This is a genomic window from Bradyrhizobium sp. USDA 4502 (genome assembly GCF_054063355.1).
This window is the reverse complement of sequence record NZ_JBSSGF010000001.1, coordinates 6,085,762-6,103,607: the sequence shown is the minus strand read 5'-3', so window position 1 is coordinate 6,103,607 and position 17,846 is coordinate 6,085,762. Positions and strand designations below refer to the sequence as shown.

The following is a 17,846-nucleotide window of genomic DNA, read 5'->3' as shown; positions in this document are numbered from 1 at the left end:
CCGTTTGCTCAAGCTTGGCGGGGCCGAACCCTCAGGGCAGCTGTGGGACGAAAGCGGTCGTTCCAAGTACGCCGCTCTCAGCTTCTTGCTCGGCCCGCGCTCTCTAATTGATCACGCCGAAGCCGTTACCGGAAGGATTCTTGATACCTATCTTGAGTCCGACAATGGCTTTGTCGAACTGCACAACATGGCGAAGGATGGTACTATTGACTTGCTGCGCGAACTCGGTACCTGCTTGCCGGCGGGAGTTTGAGGATATGCAAGCTCGACAATTCTGAGCAAGAATGTTCGAGGCAACCTGCTTAGCTCTATCCACCTCATGGCGCGCCGCAGCTCTGCATAATTCGGCACGGCTGGCGCGGGGTTCTGGGTGAGAGGGAAAAGCAGCGGGAAGATCGCAGCTGTCTATCTATATCTTGAGTTAGGCCACAAAGCGGCCTGGCGGCCCGGTAACGCAGTATCAGACCAGGCAGCTCGGCCGCACGCGTACGATTCTACATCGGGCCGCGCTGGTGTCGGGCGGGAGGGCAACACAGGGCAAGAAATCGTCGACCACTACCGTAACTCTTGGGCTACCATGATGAGGCTGGCCGAGAGGAGCTTCGCAAGGACATGTTGCGCGATTTCAACGATCTCCAGTTTTTTGCCGCGGTCGTTCTTAACAGTGGTTTCTCGGCTGCCGCTCGCGCGATGAAGGTTCCGAAGTCGCGCATCAGTCGCCGTGTCGCGCTGCTGGAGGAGCGGCTCGGTGTACGGCTGCTCGACCGAACGACGCGCGGCCTCGGTCTGACCCAGGTCGGGCAGCAGGTCTTCGAGCATGCGCACGCCGCGGTCATCGAGGCCGAGGCCGCCGAGGAAGCTGCGTTTCGCATGCAAGCGGAGCCGCGTGGACTGGTTCGGATCAGTTGCCCGCTCGGACTTCAGAGTGCGATTGCCGGACCGCTTCCGGACTTCCTCGCCGCACATCCGCTGCTGCGTGTGCAGGTGATCACCACCAATCGGCGCGTCGATCTGGTTCATGACGGCATTGACGTCGCGATCCGAGTTCGCCGCCGGCTCGACACGGACGCCGATCTGCAGATGAAGCGCATCGGTCTCAGCAAGCGGATCCTCGTCACGAGCCCAAGCCTCCTGGCGAAGCACGATGATCTGACGACACCGGCGGCGCTGTCCAGCGTTCCCATCCTGCACCAGGAAGAGGAAGGCGGCAGCAACACTTGGTTGCTGACGGCCGAGACCGGCGGCAGCGAGACGGTGGCGTTCGAGCCTCGACTTGCAACCGGCAGCTTCGACATTCTGATCGCCGCGGCTTGCCAGGGCACCGGCATCGCCTTGCTGCCGGCCGCGAATTGCCATGAGGCGCTCGCGTCGGGCGCGCTGGTCCGGGTGCTGCCGCAATGGAGCGGCACCGACGGCATCCTGCATCTGGTTTTTGCGTCCCGGCGAGGGATGCTGCCGGGCGTCCGGGCTGTGATCGATTTCGCCTCCGCCGCCCTCAAATCGTCGGTCGTTGCCTAGCTGGGGCCGACAATCGATCGTTCACCTGGTAGAACGGCCAGTTCCCTTTTTGCTGACTAACCCTCCGATCGTTCCAGCGCCATAACCATTCCCGCAACGGATACCCATCGTATCCGCAAATCGGGGATGGACATGTTGCAGCTTCGACCCAAGGAGACGCTCGATCACCGTGACCGGGGCTGGCTGAAGGCGCGCCACCACTTCATCGTGTCGGCCGACGGGAATCCGGCGAATGGCCGGCTTGGGCCCCTCGTGGTCTGGAATGACGACGAGATCGCCCCTGGCACCGGCTTCGGGCGCCACTCCCACGCCGACATGGAAATCGTCACCTATGTTCGCCAGGGCGCCGTCACTCACGAAGACAGCACCGGCAATCGCGGCCGGACCGTCGCCGGTGACGTACAGGTAATGAGTGCCGGGACCGGCATCAGCCATTCCGAGCACAATCGCGACAAGGACACCCTCAAGCTGTTCCAGATCTGGCTGCTGCCGCGTCTTAAGGGCGGAGCGCCGCGCTGGGACACCCGCAAGTTTCCGAAAGCGGATCGCGCCGGCCGGCTGGTCGAACTGGCGAGCGGAAATCCAGAGAACGCCCTGTTGATCCGTGCCGATGCGCGGATCCTGGGTGCCACGCTGCTGGCCGGCACCACGCTGACCCACGCGCTGTCGACGCGCAAGCGACACACCTATCTCGCCCCAGCCCTGGGCGCGATCCTCGTCAACGGGCAACGGGTTGCGGTCGGCGACGGCATCGCCGCCATCGACGAGCCCGGACTCACCATCACGGCGCTGGAGGATGCGGAGTTCATCCTCGTCGAAGCGGCCTGAATTCTCACCAGAAGGAGCGACTACCATGAATGCCACCCGTTATCTTCCCCTGATTGGCCGCGTGCTGATCGGCCTGCCGTTCGCCATGAGCGGCCTCGGCAAGCTTGCCGCCTACGGCAAGACGACCGCGATGATCGCGGCCGTCGGCCTCCCCGTCCCGCCGCTGGCCTATGCGGTCGCCGTCATTCTCGAACTCGGCGGCGGACTGCTGCTGATCGCCGGCTACCAGGCGCGCTCGGTTGCGCTGGCGCTCGCATTGTTCACGCTCGCGACCGCCATCTCGTTCCACAGCAACTTCGCCGACCAGAACCAGATGATCCACTTCCTCAAGAACGTGATGATGGCAGGCGGCCTGCTTCAGATCACGGCCTTCGGTGCCGGTTGGTTCAGCCTCGACAACCGGTTCTCCAAGGGCCTCGCGGTCGGCGCGAACACGGCGCTGGCGCGCTGATCCGCCGCGCGATGTGGCCAGGTTTCGGGTCACGGCCAGACGGCTTTGCTCAGTCAACGTCCGGCCAGCCCCGAACCGCAGACAAACGCGATAGTCAGGTCGGGCTGCCCCCGACATCAGAAATCGCGACTGCAAGCGTCGCGGAACAACGGGAGCTGAGACGATGATCGAGGAGCGTGACATCAGTGTTGCCATGCGGGACGGCACGCGGCTCGCCGTCGACGTCTACCGGCCCGACGGGCCCGGCCCATATCCGGTGCTTTACGCTTCGGCCCTGCACAACAAGGACATCCAGGGGCCCGACATCGCGGACATCCTGCCGCCGCAGCCGGCGCATGCTCCGCTGTGGTTCGGACCGATCGAGGCAGGCGACACCCGCCGCTTCATCGCCAACGGCTACGTTCACGTGATTGCGCAGCCGAGGGGCTCTGCCAAATCCGAAGGGCACTATGGCCACGAAGACACCGACCACTACGACCTGATCGAATGGATCACGCAACAGCCGTGGTCAAGCGGCAAGGTCGGCATGGTCGGCATCTCCGGATTTGCCGGTGAACAATGGCGCGCCGCCGCTCAGGGGCATCCCGCGCTGAAGGCGATCTTTCCCTACGACGCATGCAGCGCCTATGGCGGCATGTTCGGCTTCCGCGACTTCAATCCTGGCGGCGTGCTGCACAGCTTCCCTTATCTGCTCGACGTCTTCAGCACGGTTCACGAGTCACGCGACCGCCCCGGCGAGCTTCTGCCCGCCGAGGAAGCGCTGTTTCGCCGCGCCGTAAAAAATCCGGACTACAGGCAGTACATCAATCTCTACAACATCCTGACCCAGAAGGGGCAGCGCACCTTCATCATGTATCTCATGATGACGCACCCCTGGGAGCCCGACGGCACCGTCGAGCGCGCGGAAGAGATCTTCAAGAAGATCAAGATTCCGTTCTACACCGGCTCGGGCGCTTACGCTTACACCTACAAGCTCCACTGGCTCGGCGCGCAGCACTATTTCCAGAACGTCGATGCGCCGAAGAAGCTGCTGTTCACGGGACCCGGGCACCTCGAGCGTCCGTTCCATCAGCACCATGACGAGATCATCCGCTGGTACAACCACTGGCTGAAGGGGCACGACACCGGCATCATGGACGAGCCGCCGGTGCGCTACTGGTTGATGGGCGCCAACGAGTGGCGGAGCGGTGCAAACTGGCCGCTGCCGGAGACGCAGTGGACCAAATACTATCTCTCGCATTGGGAGACGTTGTCGACCGAGCCGCCGCGGCCGGCCTCCGAGCTCGGGGCATCGGCGCGCGAGCCGGATGTGTTCACGCAGATGCCGCTGACGCGGACGACGAAGGTCGAGCGGCTGCGCTACATGACCGATCCGTTGCCGCATGACGTCACCGTCGCAGGCCCGATCACGCTGACCTTACATGCCGCGATCGATCAGGACGACACCAACTGGATCGTCGTACTGAAAGATGTCGGGCCCGACGTGTCGGTGCGGACCGCTCGCGAGGGCGAACGCGATGTTCCTTCGACGCTGCCCGAGCGCGAGCTGACGCGCGGCTGGCTGAAGGCCTCCTATCGGGCGCTCGACGAGCAGCGCTCGAAGCCATGGGAGCCGTTCCACACGCTGACCCAGGATGCGGTTACGCCTGTCACGCCGGGAGACGTGGTCGAGTACCAGATCCAGATCCTCGCCACGGCGAACCAGTTCAAGGCGGGGCACCGCATCTGCCTCGACATCACCTGCATGGACGTCCCGACCGGTACCGGGGCGATGACCAACGTCGAATACATTCCGTACCACGTCTGCAGCAGCAAGACCGTTACGCACAAGGTTTACCGGAACGCGGAGCGTCCGTCCCATCTGCTGTTGCCGATTATTCCCGACTGCCGACAACCGCCACCCAGCCTGACAGAGGAGCGCGTGCCATGACGACCATCCGATTTGAGCGAGACGGTGCCATCGGGACCATTGTGCTGGTCAATCCGCCATTCAACCGCCTGGACCTGCGCTTTGCGGAGGCGCTGCGAACCGCTGTTCGTCAGGCTAGCGAAAGCGACATCCGTGTGCTGGTGGTTCGCGCCGAAGGGCCGCATTTCAGCTTCGGCGGCGAGGTGCGTGAATGGCCGGGCAAGGACGTCAACTGGTTCAGGACGTTCGTCGCTGATATCAACGCGTCCTATCGCGCCATCGAGATGCTGAAGGTCCCGACGGTTGCGGTGGTGCAGGGGATTGCTTTCGGTGGCGGCTTCGAGCTGGCGCTTGCCTGTGATTTCCTGGTCGCGGCCGAGACCGCGACGCTTCGCTGCGTCGAAGTCACGACGGCGATGCTGCCGATCGCCGGAGCGCTGCAGCGGGTCGCCGAACGCGCCGGCCGTGCCCGTGCATCGCGGTTGGCCATGCTCGGTGAGCCACTCTCCGGTCGCGATGCCGGGGCGCTTGGAATTGCCACGCATGTGGTGCCCGAGAGCGAGCTGGCCGCGACTGCAACTGCACTGGTCGGGCAGCTCGCGACCGGACCGACCAGGTCGTACGCGGCGACGCGGACGTTGCTGAAGGCCTGGTCGAGCGGAGGGATCGCCGCAGCGGATCTCGTGATGTTGGACGTTGCGATGGAGCTCTATGACGGCGCGGATGCGCAGCGCGGATTTGTCAATACGGCAACTGCGTTCGACAAGGAAATCGAACCGCCGACTTTGATATTCGAAGGGAAATAGTCAGCGGCGGTGCCACGATAGCGCCAAATGACGGCGCATCCTCGCAGGTTCAAATGCCGACCGTTGCGGAAACGATCGTATCCCTCAGCCAGCGGTGCGCCGGCAGATCGTCGAAGCGGCGGTGCCAGCTCATCACGCTCTGCAGCTTCGATGCGTCGAATGGCAGGTCCCGCATCTCGATCGGATAGGCGCGGCGGAATTCGAGCGCGAGCTTGCGCCCGAGGATCGCGACCATGTTTGACTGCACCAGAACGGCGCCGGCGGACAGATACGGCACGTCGGAGGCAATGGTGCGCTCGGCCTTGCGCGCCCGCAGCCAGGCATCGATGAAATCCAGATCCTCGCCACTGGAAGTAATTGCAAGGTGCGGCAACTCGACCAGCGTCTCGCCGGTCAGCTTCTTGCGCAGGGCCGGATGACCGGCGCGCAGGACCGCGACGAAGCGATCCTCGATCAACCGGCGGGATGCAAAGCGCTCGCCATCCAGCGCGCGCGCCGAGATCGCAAGATCGAGCTCGCCACGGTCGAGCCGGTCGGCGAGATTCAGCGTCCCGCTCGGCACCAGCGTCAGCCGCACCTTGGGCGCCTGCGCGCGCACCGCCGCGATGATCGCGCCGGCCACGACCACCGCGGCATAATTGTTGACCGCAATGCTGAAGCGCCGCTCCGCATGCGCCGGTTCAAAGCGATCGCCCTCGACCGCGAGCTGCAGATCGTTCAGTGCCTTGCGGACCGGCAGTGCGAGCGCTTCCGCCCGCGGCGTCGGCTGCATGCCGGACGGCGTGCGGACGAACAGCTGGTCTTTCAGCGCATGACGCAGCCGGTTCAGTGCGTGGCTCACGGCGGGCTGGCTGATCGCGAGCGCGCCAGCCGCGCGCACCACGCTGCGCTCGCGCATGACGGCGTCGAACACCAGCAGCAGATTGAGGTCGAGATTGCGCATCCGCATGCCGTTCATCATGCACGATGTGAATTGAGTGATAAAGACAATTCATTTGAATAATATCTGGCCTAAGCCCAGCTTCCCGGCATGCCCGAGAGCCCGCACAGCGCCATCGCAGCCCCGCCCCTCCGCGCCTCCACAGGCGTGCTGGTCGGCGTCCTCGTCGCCCCCGATGCCGCTGAGATCGCCATGCCGGAAACCTTCGCACGCTGGCGGCGGCTAACGCCGCTCGCGACATGGCTGCCGATCGCGCTTGGCGAGACCAGCTATGCCGGCATCCTGACCGGCGTTGCGGCGGCGCTCGACCGCACCGGCATGAGCCCGCGGCAGCTGATCCTGCTCGGCGAAGGACCGGTCGCGCGGCGCATGCTCGAACTGGCGCTGCGAGGCGAATTGCCCTGCGGCGGCATTGTCGCGATCGACGTCGGCTCCGACGCATTGCCGTTTCCCGTGGTGCCGACCGTGACCGCGATCCGGCTCGTCATTCATCACGACGACGAGGGGCCGCAAGGCGGCCTGATCGGTGCGTTGCGCGCCGCCGATCTCGACGCGCGCATCATCAATCTCGACCTGACTGCCGGCCGCGGAGCTGAAGCGGCCGCAGCGAGCGCAACTGAAACCTTTGTCCTGGAGCTGGTTGCAACAATCAGCCGCCGGACAACCGATGGAGCTGGTGACCCATGACATCGAAAACTTTCAAGATCGCGTGCGCGGGCCTGGTGGCCGCCGCTGCAATCGGCGGCGGCGGCTATGCCGTGTATCGGCCGGACCGCGCGACGCATGCGGCTCCGCAGGTGGCCGAAGCGAAGACCATCCCGTCCGCCGTCCCGGTGACGGCGGCGAAGGTCCTGCAACATGATGTGCCGATCGTGCTCGAAGGCCTCGGCACAGTGACGCCGATCAACACCGCAACCATCCGTACCCAGGTGCAGGGCACGCTCGACAGCGTCGATTTCGTCGAGGGCAAGCAAGTGAAGCGCGGCGATGTGCTCGCCAGGATCGACCCGCGGGTCTACGAGGCTCAGGTCGATCAGGCCGAGGCTGCGCTGGCGCGCGACGAAGCTAGCCTGAAGAACGCCAGGACCAATCTGGCGCGAACCCAGCCGCTCGCCAATCGCGGCTTTGCGACCCAGCAATTGCTCGATACCCAGGATTCGCAGGTCGCGCAGGGCGAAGGCACCGTCGCACTCGACAAGGCGGCACTGGAAGCGGCGCAAACCCAGCTGGGCTACGCCACGATCACGGCGCCGTTCGACGGCGTCACCGGTATCCGCCGCATCGATCCCGGCAACATCGTGCACCCGACCGACACCAACGGGCTCGTGGTGCTCACCCAGCTGCAACCGATCGCGGTGATCTTCACGCTGCCGTCCGGCGAGATCCCCGGCGCGCAGCAGGCGCTGGCATCCGGCGACGCATCGGTCGACGTCTACGATGCGCAGAACAAGCGCAAGCTCGACCACGGCAGCCTGATGCTGATCAATAACCAGGTCGACAGCTCGACCGGCACCGTGCAGTTGAAGGCATCGTTTCCCAATGCCGGCAACACGCTGTGGCCCGGCACCTTTGTCAACGTCCATCTGACGATCGCTGTTCGCCACAACGCGCTTACGGTGCCGCTGACGGCGGTGCGCCAGGGTCCTGACGGGGCATTCGTCTATACGGTCGGCCCGAACAACGTCGTCAGCATCCGCAATGTCACGGCCGGCCAATCGCGCGACGGGCAGGTCCTGATCGAGCAGGGCCTCGCGCCCAACGAGACCGTGGTCACCGCGGGTCAGTACCGGCTCAATCCGGGGACCACGGTCGAGATCGTGCCCGACGACAAGAAAGACCAGGTCCAGGACGCAACCACCGCAAGCGCAGGGATGCTGCCATGAACGTCTCCGCAGGTTTCATCCGCAAGCCCGTCGCCACCGCGTTTCTGGCCGTCGCCATCGTGCTGGTCGGCATGATCGCCTTCGTGCGGCTGCCGGTCTCGGCGCTGCCGACGGTGGACACCCCGACCATCCAGGTCACCGCGCAATTGCCCGGCGCCGACCCGCAGACCATGGCCTCCTCGGTCGCAACGCCGCTGGAGCGGCAGTTCGGCCAGATCGCCGGCCTGACCGGCATGAGCTCGAGCAGCGGGCTCGGCAACACCCAGATTACGCTGCAATTCGCGCTGAACCGCAGCGTCGATGCGGCCGCGCAGGACGTGCAGACCGCGATCGATGCGGCATCGGGGCAATTGCCCAAGACCATGCCGTCGCCGCCGACCTTCCACAAGGTCAATCCGGCCGACGTGCCGGTGCTGCTGATTGCGCTGATGTCGGACACCGAGCCGCTGACCAAGGTCGACGACTATGCCGACAGCATCCTGGCGCAGAAATTGTCGCAGGTGCCGGGCGTCTCGCTCGTCACCATCGGCGGCATGCAGAAGCCGTCGATCCGGGTGCAGGTCAATCCGGCCAAGCTCGCCGCCGCAGGGATCGATCTCGAGCAATTGCGCAGCACGCTCGGCAACATCACGGTGAACCAGCCCAAGGGCGTGCTCTACGGCAGCCAGCAGGCCTATACGCTCGCCACCAACGACCAGGTGCTGACCGCGAGCAAGTATGACGATCTGATCATCGCCTATCGCAACGGCGCGCCGGTGCGCCTGCGCGACATCGGGCATGCCATGGTCGCGGCCGAGGACGTCACGCTGCATGGCTGGTATAACGACAAGCCCGCCGTCATCCTCGCGATCCAGCGCCAGCCCGGCGCCAACGTGATCAGCACGGTCGACGGCATCAAGAAGCTGCTGCCGCAGCTGGTGTCGAGCCTGCCGTCCGACATCAAGGTTCAGATCGCCTCCGACCGCACGCAGACCATCCGCGCCAGCGTCGCCGACGTTCAGCTCACTCTGGTGCTGACCATTGCGCTGGTGGTCGGGGTGATTTTCCTGTTCCTGCGCAATCTGTGGGCGACCATCATCCCGGCGGTCTCGGTCCCGATCTCGCTGATCGGCACCTTCGGCGTGATGTATCTGCTCAACTACAGCCTCGACAATTTGTCGCTGATGGGCCTGTCGATCGCGGTCGGCTTCGTCGTCGACGATGCGATCGTGATGATCGAGAACATCTCCCGGCACATCGAGGAAGGCCTCTCTCCGATGCAGGCCGCGCTGAAGGGCGCCGGCGAGATCGGCTTCACTATCATCTCGATCTCTGTCTCCCTGATCGCGGTGTTCATTCCGCTGCTGTTGATGGGCGGGGTGATCGGCCGCATGTTCCAGGAATTCGCCGTCACAGTGTGCGTTTCCATCGTGGTGTCGGTGATCGTCTCGGTGACGCTGACGCCGATGATGTGCGCCTATCTGCTGTCGCCGCACCAGGGCGCCGGGGCCGGAATCATCTCGCGCACGCTGGAGCGCGGCTTCGTCGCGATCCAGAACGCCTACGAGGCCGTGCTTGCCGCGGCGCTGCGCCACAAGGCCACGACGCTGTCGATCATGCTGGCAAGCGTCGCGGTGACCGGCCTGCTGTTCGTGGGCATCCCCAAGGGCTTCTTTCCCCAGCAGGATACCGGCATGATCACCGGCATCACGGAAGCCTCAGCCGACATCTCGCCGGCGCAGATGGCGACGCTGCAACGCAGTGTCATCGACGTCATCTCGAAGAATCCCGCCGTCGCCAATGCGACCGGCTATATCGGACCGGGCGGCCCGACCGTGACCGAGAACAACGGCCGCCTGTTCGTGCTATTGAAGCCACGAGCCGAGCGCAATGCGTCCGCCGACCAGGTGATCCGGCAGCTCGACACTGCGTTGCAGAAGATCAAGGGCATGTCGGTGTTCATGCAGGCGACGCAAGACATCAATCTCGCCAGCCGCCTGTCCAAGACACAGTATCAGTTCACCCTCACCGACGTGAACCAGGACGAGCTCAATCTGTGGGCCGGCAAGCTGTATCAGAAGCTGAAGACGTTGCCGGAACTGGCCGACGTCGCCACCGACCAGGCCAACGCCGCGCGTCAGCTCAAGCTGCAGATCGACCGCGACGCCGCCTCGCGGCTCGGCATCGATCCGGCCGCGGTCGACAACACGCTCTATGATTCATTCGGCCAGCGTCACGTCGCTCAGCTGTTCACGACGCTCAACACCTATTACGTGATCCTGGAGGTCGACCCGTCGTTCCAGCTCGGCCCCTACGCGCTCAACCGCATCTATGTCCGCTCATCCGCGGGGACCATGGTGCCCCTGAGCCAGATCGCGAACATCGACTACGGCACCGCGCCGCTCTCCGTGAACCACCAGAGCCAGTTTCCGTCGGTGACGCTGAGCTTCAATCTGGCGCCGGGCACGGCGGTGGGGACCGCGGTCGCGGCGGTCCAGAAGGCGACCGCCGATCTGCGCGTGCCGTCGACTGTGGTCACCAGCTTCCAGGGTAACGCGCAAGCGTTCCAGGCAGCGCTGGCGTCGACGCCGATCCTGATCCTGGCCGCGGTGGTCGCCGTCTATCTGATCCTCGGCATGCTCTACGAGAGCACGGTCCATCCGGTCACGATCCTCTCGACCCTGCCGTCCGCCGGGCTCGGCGCGCTGCTCGCGCTGTGGGCGTTCGGCTTCGGGCTCGACGTGATCGGGCTGATCGGCATCATCCTGCTGATCGGCATCGTGCAGAAGAACGGCATCATGCTGATCGATTTCGCGCTGCAGGCCGAGCGGCACCAGCATCTCTCCGCCGAGCAATCGATCTATCAGGCCTGCCGGGCGCGATTCCGCCCGATCCTGATGACGACGATGTGCGCGATGCTCGGCGGCGTTCCGCTGATGATCGGCACCGGCACCGGATCGGAATTGCGCCAGCCGCTTGGCTTCGCCATCGTCGGCGGGCTGATCGTCTCGCAGCTGATGACGCTATTCACGACACCGGTCGTGTACATCTATCTCGGTAGAATCAGTCGATGGTCGGCTTGCGCAAAGACGAGCGGATGGTTGCGTCTTACGGAGGTGCAACGGCCTCGTAACTGAAGCACTCGCGTCTAGTAGGCCTCGCAGCGGGATGTGGCCAAGCTTGGCCTCAGTCCGATGCCCGTCGCGACGCACAGTCTGGCAATGGTCGCTCGCTCGGTAGAGATGAGAATCCTCGGCAACGGCCAGTGTACCCCAGTTATTTCTGGGCCTGCTCTAGGGGATCTAAGTCCGTAACGCAACCTTGGACCTCTACCGCGCGAAACCCGTACCTTCTCAGGTCCGCGCTGGAATTAGGCCCTTGATCAGCCCGGTTCGGTTCTCGCCAGGTCATGGTTTCAAAAGCCGCGAGCCGCAGCTCCAAACAGATAGCAATCGCCTGCCGCCGCTGAGGCGCCAACTGATCGTGCGCGTTGGCTGGATGATTCCTTCGACGACGCTTCCATGAAGGATGCCGCCCGCGCTCATTCGAGGGGATTTGCGAGCAGGAACGCGATGATGGGTGAAACTGTGATATCCGATGGGCGGCGTTTCCAAAGCGATAGCGCCGGACGTTGAATCCGCCAGCGACCGATATTGACCACCAGTTGCCCCCGGAAACCCCGTGAACAAGCAGCGGCACAGGGGGCATCGCGAGAAAACTTGATTGTTTTTATTGATCTTTTTGCTCTTCGCCCACTTTCGAGACGCATGGGCGGCCCGGTCAGATCGCAACTCGAACCGAATGTCGGTATCGGTGGTTGCGCCTCCCCGCAACCACTTCTGTCATAACTCACTCACCGTCCCGGTCTAACCGCCGGGGCGGATTCCGGGAATTAGGGATCGCGACGGTCCAGGTTCGGCTGCGCGCAACGCTATCGTTGGGGTTCATCGAGAGTGAAGGATATGCGTGGCTGGCGACGACATTTGACGCCCGCACGCTGCGGAACATCGTTAGATACATCAGGACGCAGGTGGCATAGTTCTGCTCCGCCTGTGGCCAGCCTATCTTGTTGTTGAGTTCGATTTGCTCCAGCAGCGTCTGTCCGAAGAAATCGAGAAAGCACTCCGTCAGGATGCGCGCGCCGTAGTAGGTGTCATTGAACACCCCCCGATCTTTTTCTCCGCTTCAAAGACCGGGCCGAAGGTTCGTCCGCCGTAGATCCCGTCATGACCGAAAGCTTCGAAGAGCAGCGTCTGGCGTTGCTTAATTTCTTCCGCTTTGACCTTGTCCGGTTCTGCCATCCTATCCTCCCTATCTCCCGTTCCGTGGCACGCTATGCCCTTTCCGAGCTGCTCCAAAAATCGCGTGATCGCGCCATGCTCACGCAAAAGAAGGTAAGGGAGGCACCTATTAAGTGTGCTGTCGCGTTGGCGGAACGTTCCCGCCCTAGCGCGCGAGGACAATCATTGAAATCGCTTAGTCGGGGAAACTATGGCTACTTCTTCGCCTTCGTCTTGACCTCGGCGTGAACCTTGTTGAATGCAGCGTCCAATCGCTCCAAAGCTAGGCGCTTGCTTCGTGCGGCCAAGTGTTCGTCCAGAATGACCATAATGATTTCCTGCAGGACTGGAAAATATCGTTTGCAAGTCTTTTCATCGAGCGTGTGAACGCCCGCGCTCAGCACGCCATAGGCAAGTTTGTATTTCACCAATGCAGGCGGCAACCGATGTTGAAGGGCTTCAATTTTTTGATCGAGCGGCATTCCATCGAAGCCGGCAAGAGCTTCCCCGGCGGCACGAGCTGCGTCGGCTTCATCATGGATGAGCTTTTCGAATACCCGCCGCAAGTAGACGAAAGAACCGGCGCCAACATCGTGCGAGAACAGGCCCAATGCGATCTTCAGTTCCTTCAGGTAAGCCCGATCCAGAATGGGTTCGTAGGCATCAAGCTGCGGGAAAGCCAGCTCGGCAACGGATGGTGATTGCCCGATCTTTTGGAGGGTCTGCCTTTTGACCTCGAAGATGTAGAAGTACGAATGCTTCTCATTACGCTGGCAATAAAACGTCAGCGAAAACATCCGATCATTGAGGTACGTTTTATCGTCGGGCGGGCTTCTGCCAGATCCTGCGCCTCTCGTCACACGCTCTTTGAACGTGCTTCTCTCTTTGCAATAGACGCAGTGCGCGTCGAATTGCAGATCAGGACCGCCGATTAGCCGCTTTACGTACGACCAATCACCTTCCAGATGCCGTTCGCGATACAATCCGTCTTCGGTAAACAGGGTTTGGACCGGCGGTAGTTGCCCGGAATCATCGTCGTCTTCGACTTCAGTGTCGGCCATGCATTCTCCTGCCGGATTCGGTATCGATATAGCATGCGAGCGTCCCTTGCGCACTGCAACCTGTGAGTAATACAGCATCAGTGTTGGGAAAATCTCCCGCCGAAGAACGCAGGAAGCCCGCCTTAAGCCATGCGAGTAAGGACGTGCGCGTTGAGCTCCTTAGTGGAGGCGCCCTAAGGGACTTCCGGATTATCTGCTGGCGGTGTGAAAGTGTAGATCGTCCTACCGCCCATGTGGGGGGTCGCATCGAGCTCGCTTGTCTCGTGCGGCGAGAATCCGGCGCTATCATTCTGTTGCTGCTTGTTGAGTCTCGGCCGGACCTCGTTCTCTCCGTCCTGGAGCCGCTCGTCTCTCCCGTGTCGCAAAAGCTCTCAAACTCGCATCCGAGTTCCTGGCGTGACGCCCATCTCTTTTTCCATGCGATTCGCCAGTTCGAGCCGGGCTTCCTCGAACGGATGCTCGATGGTGTCGATCCTGCCACGGCGGAGCCGAATTGGATCACGGGTATCAAGTCTCCTTCGGACATCCGACGTGCGACGGCTCTTCTGATCGACGCCGCCGTGTCGCGCGAGGATAGGATCGGTGAGATGGCCCGACGCATCCGCAAGAAGTATCCTTCGAAATCCAAGCCGACCGCCGAGGACGTCGAAGAGATCAGGCTCAGCAGCAGCAACGCTGGAAACAATCGCTGACAGGACCCGCCTTTCTCGGAGACCGCGTGGCCCGGGACGAGAAAGCTTGCGTTATTGGCGGCCGCCGGAGGTGCCCACGTTGTCTGCCGGAACACCTATGGTGTCATCGGCGGCCTTAACGCGGCAGCGCCAGAATGAGCGGTCTCGCCACCGCGTCTCCGAGCCGTACCAGAAGGCAAGCCGCTCGGTGTAAGCGTGTCGAATATCGGCGATCGTTCGCTCGTAGTCCGACAATACGTTGGGTACGTTCGATAGGTAGTGTTCCGCAGTCTCCGCGGCAGCAAGCACCGTATATAATGCGTTGAGTAACCCTGGCGATGACAGTGGATCGAAGCTGAGAGCGGCGTCGCGGGCTGCGAGCCACCACTCGCCAGTGCAGCGAGTGAGGTGCGCGCTATGCGCTGCTGTGAAACCGGAGTGCTTATACGGTGCGAACTTCACTGAGGCCAGCAGTTCACGAAGATGCCTGGTGGATGTCATGTAACGAAACATTGCGTCGCGATTGCGCGCGATTCCAGTGCTCGTCAGGTTCGCATCGGTGTGGAACGCGATAACGCGGCGGTTCTCGGGCAGCGGCGCGCTGTACCACCATCCGTCTTCGACGGCCTCTATGGTTAGGCCGTTGCCGCCGAACGACTGCCCGTGGATTCAACCGCAGGAGAGATGGTCATGCCTGATGTGCTGTGCACCGAGGCGTCGCGCAATCGGGGCCGCGCGTCCGCCGGCATCGATCAGAATGCGCGCATGTATGCCAACCTGTCCCGCCGCCGTCGACACGGACACGCACCAGGCGTCTCCAATCCATTCAAGAAAGTGCCGGTGTGGTTTGCGCCCGACGTGAGCCGGCCGCTGGCGTTTGGCGGCTTGTCGACGAACTGGACCAGCGTGCGCAAGGCGAAGGAGCGCGAAGTCACCGCGGATCTCTTCGGCTTCCTAACCTGCGATCCGAACGCCGAGGTGAAGCGCGTCCACCCGCAGGCGATGCCGGTGATCCTGACGACGACCGAGGAATATGACACCTGGATGCGCGCGCCGTGGGAGGAGGCGAAGGCGCTGCAGCGCTTCCTGACGGCGCTCTGAAGATCGTAGCAACCGGCGAAAAGAAAGACCCGCGAGCGGACTCCTAGCACTTTTCCTCGCAGCGGGTTGACCGGGGATCGCTGTCGTCGACGGAATCGGGTCCTGAAGCGGCGCCACGTCCTTAGATGGCCGGCAAATCGCCAGGAACCCCTCGCTGCCGCGGCGCGCGTTTATGCCCACGCGACATTCATGCTTCGACCTGCAGACTTGTGGATCCGGATTTCGTATCCTGCGGCGATGCCACCATCCGATCCGGATCATGACGCCACTGCGGCTTGCCAGCGCAAAATCATCCATATCGATATGGACGCCTTCTATGCGTCCGTCGAGCAGCGGGACAATCCGGAACTGCGCGGAAGGCCGGTTGCGGTCGGAGGCTCGGCCGAGCGCGGCGTGGTAGCCGCCGCGAGCTATGAAGCCCGCAAGTTCGGGGTGCGGTCGGCGATGCCTTCCGAGACAGCCAGGCGGCAATGTCCAGACCTCGTTTTCGTGAAGCCGCGCTTCGAGGTGTACAAGGCGATAAGTCTTCAAATCCGCGGGATATTCGGCGAGCATACCGCGATCATCGAGCCGCTATCACTCCCGCTGTCAGAAAATATCGATAAATCAGCAGGTGACTTCAGAGCGCGCGCAGTGATGCCAATCCCGTAGGAGATCAGCGGCGCTTTCTCTTATCGTCGCGCGGCGGTAACGGCTGTCAGCAATACGCACAATCGCGTCGTAACCGGCTGCCGGGACCGATGCGAAGTGAATACGCGTTCGCCAAGTGCGCACGCCATAGGTATAAAGGACGATGGCGATTAGACCGGAGTCGCCAATCGGCGCGTCAAAAGAGTTACAATGAAAGTCAAATTGCACGGCTTAGCTGCGCCAAGGCCGTCTGAGATACCCCGAGATACGTGATACCGCTGTAACTCAGCGAAGCAGCCCACACACGGCTAGTTGGGTCTGCCCCGGAGGCTTCTCAGAATCTTGTTGATCCCTTGCTTCATGGAAACCGTCACCATCATGGCGATAATGCCATTATGAGATGTTTTCTTTCCTTGCGTAGGAGGCTGCGTCTACGTCGTACGGTGTTGCGCTGAGCGGCAGTCCATACTTTCTAACAATACGCCAGCCGAGCGCATACCCTATGAGTCCTCCCAAGAGAGCCGATAGAAATGTGGGTAACAGGGAGCCAGAAATGAACTGACTGAAAAGCCTTTCAGTCAGTAGATCGAGCAGTCCAAAAACGACAAAGCCAATGGTCGCAAGCAAAATCGAGACCGGAACCTTCGCTCTTATGAATGTCAACGGCATTACCTCTATGTACGGAGAAGCGCCGGCTCTTATAGCGCAAAGCCTTTAAAGCTTGATCACCGTTCCGGTTCAATTCGAGTCGACGACTCGAAAAAATAGCGTCCTTCCCTCAACGGATCGAAATGTGACCCAGCGGCTGGGAGATGTCGGCATGCGCTGAACTGTCGCAGTGCTGGGCTGGTTTGAAATTTCCGGTGAGAGAGCTTGATCATACCCGTGCACCATCTGCCTCGAATCAGTAGCGTTTTTTGAGCTGCGATGCTCAGCAGTCTCTACCGAGACTTGCCGCAAACGAGTCGCATGCGTCATCTCGCGGCTTGAGGAGTGGCTTGCAACGTATGGACGCGTCTTTTATCAACTACATTGTGGAGTTGATTTCGCATTTGAGCGAGAGAGGGGCGGATGGAGAATCGCGCGGACACAGAAGTGCATCGCAGCGCTGCACCTCGTGCCGGGCATCTCTGCTGAGCGCACTCGAATCATCGATGCGAAACGAAGCTGCCGATCAATCGTGCCGAGCGTCGACTCGCCCAACTCGTCCGTTCTTCGTTGGACGCCAACGGGGGGCTGCTTGGCTGGCGAGCCTGCACTCTAAGGCTACAAGCAGCTGACTTCAGCGTGCTCGGGTCGGAAGAATGAAGAATATCGAGTGTACCAAGTGGAGTAACTATGGGCGTGAAGGCAATGTACGTCTTTCGGGAGCTTAACGAGAAGTACCGCTCGGAAATGCGATCGTTACTGTTGATATACTTGATCGCCGCTGCCGGATCTTGGACTGCGCTGTCGTTCCTCGTTGGTGATGCAACCACGGCTCTCTCGGGAGCGCTGGCGGTAATGCTGGTCTTTCATGTTGCCGCTCTGAGATACTTTGTGCCGACATTGAACCTGACGCTAACGGTGGGGCAGCGCATTGCTTTGATAGCTATGAGCTTAGGCATCTTCCTGCTCGTTATTTTCGCCTTCTCTATAACGACGGCGTCTACGCCAACAGCGTTTTGGCAGGCTTACAAATCGGTTCTGATCTCGGTCTCGATGGCGAGCTATCTTGCTGTCTACGTCGAGCTGGGGATCGTGTCGTTGTTGTTCAACACGTCACGTAAACGAATCAAATAATTAAGAA

Annotated in this window: 15 protein-coding genes and 2 pseudogenes; 13 read left to right on the top strand and 4 right to left on the bottom strand. The window is 62.0% G+C overall.

Translation table 11 applies throughout. From position 1 onward, the window contains the following. The first annotated feature begins 4 nt into the window (after nt 1-4). The 6 genes from ACVW1B_RS28350 to ACVW1B_RS28325 all read left to right on the top strand — a co-directional run bounded on the left by ACVW1B_RS28350 (nt 5) and on the right by ACVW1B_RS28325 (nt 5,512). Nucleotides 5-253, top strand: a complete 249-nt coding sequence (locus ACVW1B_RS28350) for a hypothetical protein (RefSeq protein ID WP_456822542.1) — start codon at nt 5-7, stop codon at nt 251-253. A gap of 359 nt (nt 254-612) precedes the next feature. Beyond that, nucleotides 613-1,518: a LysR family transcriptional regulator gene (locus ACVW1B_RS28345; RefSeq protein WP_456822541.1), complete on the top strand. Its 906-nt coding sequence runs from the start codon at nt 613-615 to the stop codon at nt 1,516-1,518. Between the two features lie 132 nt (nt 1,519-1,650). After that, the gene (locus ACVW1B_RS28340) at nt 1,651-2,346 is read left to right on the top strand and encodes a pirin family protein (protein ID WP_456823073.1); all 696 of its coding nucleotides are present in this window, start codon (nt 1,651-1,653) and stop codon (nt 2,344-2,346) included. Between the two features lie 25 nt (nt 2,347-2,371). Beyond that, nucleotides 2,372-2,797 carry a DoxX family protein gene (locus ACVW1B_RS28335; RefSeq protein WP_456822540.1) on the top strand — a complete coding sequence of 142 codons (426 nt, stop codon included), beginning with the start codon at nt 2,372-2,374 and terminating at the stop codon, nt 2,795-2,797. A 163-nt stretch (nt 2,798-2,960) separates the two neighbouring features. After that, nucleotides 2,961-4,727: a CocE/NonD family hydrolase gene (locus ACVW1B_RS28330; RefSeq protein WP_456822539.1), complete on the top strand. Its 1,767-nt coding sequence runs from the start codon at nt 2,961-2,963 to the stop codon at nt 4,725-4,727. Next, nucleotides 4,724-5,512: an enoyl-CoA hydratase/isomerase family protein gene (locus ACVW1B_RS28325; RefSeq protein ID WP_456822538.1), complete on the top strand. Its 789-nt coding sequence runs from the start codon at nt 4,724-4,726 to the stop codon at nt 5,510-5,512. Before ACVW1B_RS28330 ends, ACVW1B_RS28325 begins: the two co-directional genes overlap by 4 nt. Nucleotides 5,513-5,561: 49 nt before the next feature. Here ACVW1B_RS28325 and ACVW1B_RS28320 read toward each other — a convergent pair whose 3' ends face one another. Beyond that, nucleotides 5,562-6,461, bottom strand: a complete 900-nt coding sequence (locus tag ACVW1B_RS28320) for a LysR family transcriptional regulator (RefSeq protein ID WP_456822537.1) — start codon at nt 6,459-6,461, stop codon at nt 5,562-5,564. A gap of 81 nt (nt 6,462-6,542) precedes the next feature. Here ACVW1B_RS28320 and ACVW1B_RS28315 point away from each other — a divergent pair, with 81 nt between their 5' ends. The 3 genes from ACVW1B_RS28315 to ACVW1B_RS28305 are packed head-to-tail and all read left to right on the top strand — an operon-like array spanning nt 6,543 to nt 11,451. After that, on the top strand, nt 6,543-7,139 hold the full coding sequence (locus tag ACVW1B_RS28315) for a hypothetical protein (protein ID WP_456822536.1): 597 nt from the start codon (nt 6,543-6,545) through the stop codon (nt 7,137-7,139). Then, entirely contained in the window at nt 7,136-8,335 is a 1,200-nt protein-coding gene (locus ACVW1B_RS28310) for an efflux RND transporter periplasmic adaptor subunit (RefSeq protein WP_456822535.1), read from the top strand. Before ACVW1B_RS28315 ends, ACVW1B_RS28310 begins: the two co-directional genes overlap by 4 nt. Further along, entirely contained in the window at nt 8,332-11,451 is a 3,120-nt protein-coding gene (locus ACVW1B_RS28305; protein WP_456822534.1) for an efflux RND transporter permease subunit, read from the top strand. The genes ACVW1B_RS28310 and ACVW1B_RS28305 overlap by 4 nt, the downstream gene beginning before the upstream one ends. 712 nt (nt 11,452-12,163) lie before the next feature. Here the strand turns inward: ACVW1B_RS28305 and ACVW1B_RS28300 are convergent. The 3 genes from ACVW1B_RS28300 to ACVW1B_RS28290 form a co-directional block, all read right to left on the bottom strand. Beyond that, nucleotides 12,164-12,478, bottom strand: a complete 315-nt coding sequence (locus ACVW1B_RS28300) for a hypothetical protein (protein ID WP_456822533.1) — start codon at nt 12,476-12,478, stop codon at nt 12,164-12,166. Continuing rightward, entirely contained in the window at nt 12,442-12,615 is a 174-nt protein-coding gene (locus tag ACVW1B_RS28295) for a hypothetical protein (protein ID WP_310881066.1), read from the bottom strand. Before ACVW1B_RS28295 ends, ACVW1B_RS28300 begins: the two co-directional genes overlap by 37 nt. A 194-nt stretch (nt 12,616-12,809) precedes the next feature. After that, nucleotides 12,810-13,655: a hypothetical protein gene (locus ACVW1B_RS28290; RefSeq protein ID WP_456778954.1), complete on the bottom strand. Its 846-nt coding sequence runs from the start codon at nt 13,653-13,655 to the stop codon at nt 12,810-12,812. A gap of 356 nt (nt 13,656-14,011) precedes the next feature. Here ACVW1B_RS28290 and ACVW1B_RS28285 point away from each other — a divergent pair, with 356 nt between their 5' ends. From ACVW1B_RS28285 to ACVW1B_RS28270, 4 genes and pseudogenes are all read left to right on the top strand, one after another. Next, complete coding sequence (locus ACVW1B_RS28285) at nt 14,012-14,347, top strand: hypothetical protein (RefSeq protein WP_456778955.1); 336 nt, start codon at nt 14,012-14,014, stop codon at nt 14,345-14,347. A gap of 807 nt (nt 14,348-15,154) precedes the next feature. Continuing rightward, nucleotides 15,155-15,474: pseudogene (locus ACVW1B_RS28280) on the top strand (SOS response-associated peptidase family protein); the annotation flags it as partial. Between the two features lie 190 nt (nt 15,475-15,664). After that, nucleotides 15,665-16,009, top strand: a pseudogene (locus tag ACVW1B_RS28275) (Y-family DNA polymerase); the annotation flags it as partial. Nucleotides 16,010-17,395: 1,386 nt separating this feature from the next. Beyond that, entirely contained in the window at nt 17,396-17,839 is a 444-nt protein-coding gene (locus tag ACVW1B_RS28270; protein WP_310881063.1) for a hypothetical protein, read from the top strand. The last annotated feature ends 7 nt before the right edge of the window (nt 17,840-17,846 follow it).

Bases quoted from the DNA above. Each gene is read 5' to 3' on its own strand.
- ACVW1B_RS28345 (WP_456822541.1), top strand. From the start codon at position 613: ATGTTGCGCGATTTCAACGATCTCCAGTTTTTTGCCGCGGTCGTTCTT.
- ACVW1B_RS28340 (WP_456823073.1), top strand. From the start codon at position 1,651: ATGTTGCAGCTTCGACCCAAGGAGACGCTCGATCACCGTGACCGGGGC.
- ACVW1B_RS28335 (WP_456822540.1), top strand. From the start codon at position 2,372: ATGAATGCCACCCGTTATCTTCCCCTGATTGGCCGCGTGCTGATCGGC.
- ACVW1B_RS28330 (WP_456822539.1), top strand. From the start codon at position 2,961: ATGATCGAGGAGCGTGACATCAGTGTTGCCATGCGGGACGGCACGCGG.
- ACVW1B_RS28325 (WP_456822538.1), top strand. From the start codon at position 4,724: ATGACGACCATCCGATTTGAGCGAGACGGTGCCATCGGGACCATTGTG.
- ACVW1B_RS28320 (WP_456822537.1), bottom strand. From the start codon at position 6,461: ATGCGGATGCGCAATCTCGACCTCAATCTGCTGCTGGTGTTCGACGCC.
- ACVW1B_RS28315 (WP_456822536.1), top strand. From the start codon at position 6,543: ATGCCCGAGAGCCCGCACAGCGCCATCGCAGCCCCGCCCCTCCGCGCC.
- ACVW1B_RS28310 (WP_456822535.1), top strand. From the start codon at position 7,136: ATGACATCGAAAACTTTCAAGATCGCGTGCGCGGGCCTGGTGGCCGCC.
- ACVW1B_RS28305 (WP_456822534.1), top strand. From the start codon at position 8,332: ATGAACGTCTCCGCAGGTTTCATCCGCAAGCCCGTCGCCACCGCGTTT.
- ACVW1B_RS28295 (WP_310881066.1), bottom strand. From the start codon at position 12,615: ATGGCAGAACCGGACAAGGTCAAAGCGGAAGAAATTAAGCAACGCCAG.
- ACVW1B_RS28290 (WP_456778954.1), bottom strand. From the start codon at position 13,655: ATGGCCGACACTGAAGTCGAAGACGACGATGATTCCGGGCAACTACCG.
- ACVW1B_RS28270 (WP_310881063.1), top strand. From the start codon at position 17,396: ATGGGCGTGAAGGCAATGTACGTCTTTCGGGAGCTTAACGAGAAGTAC.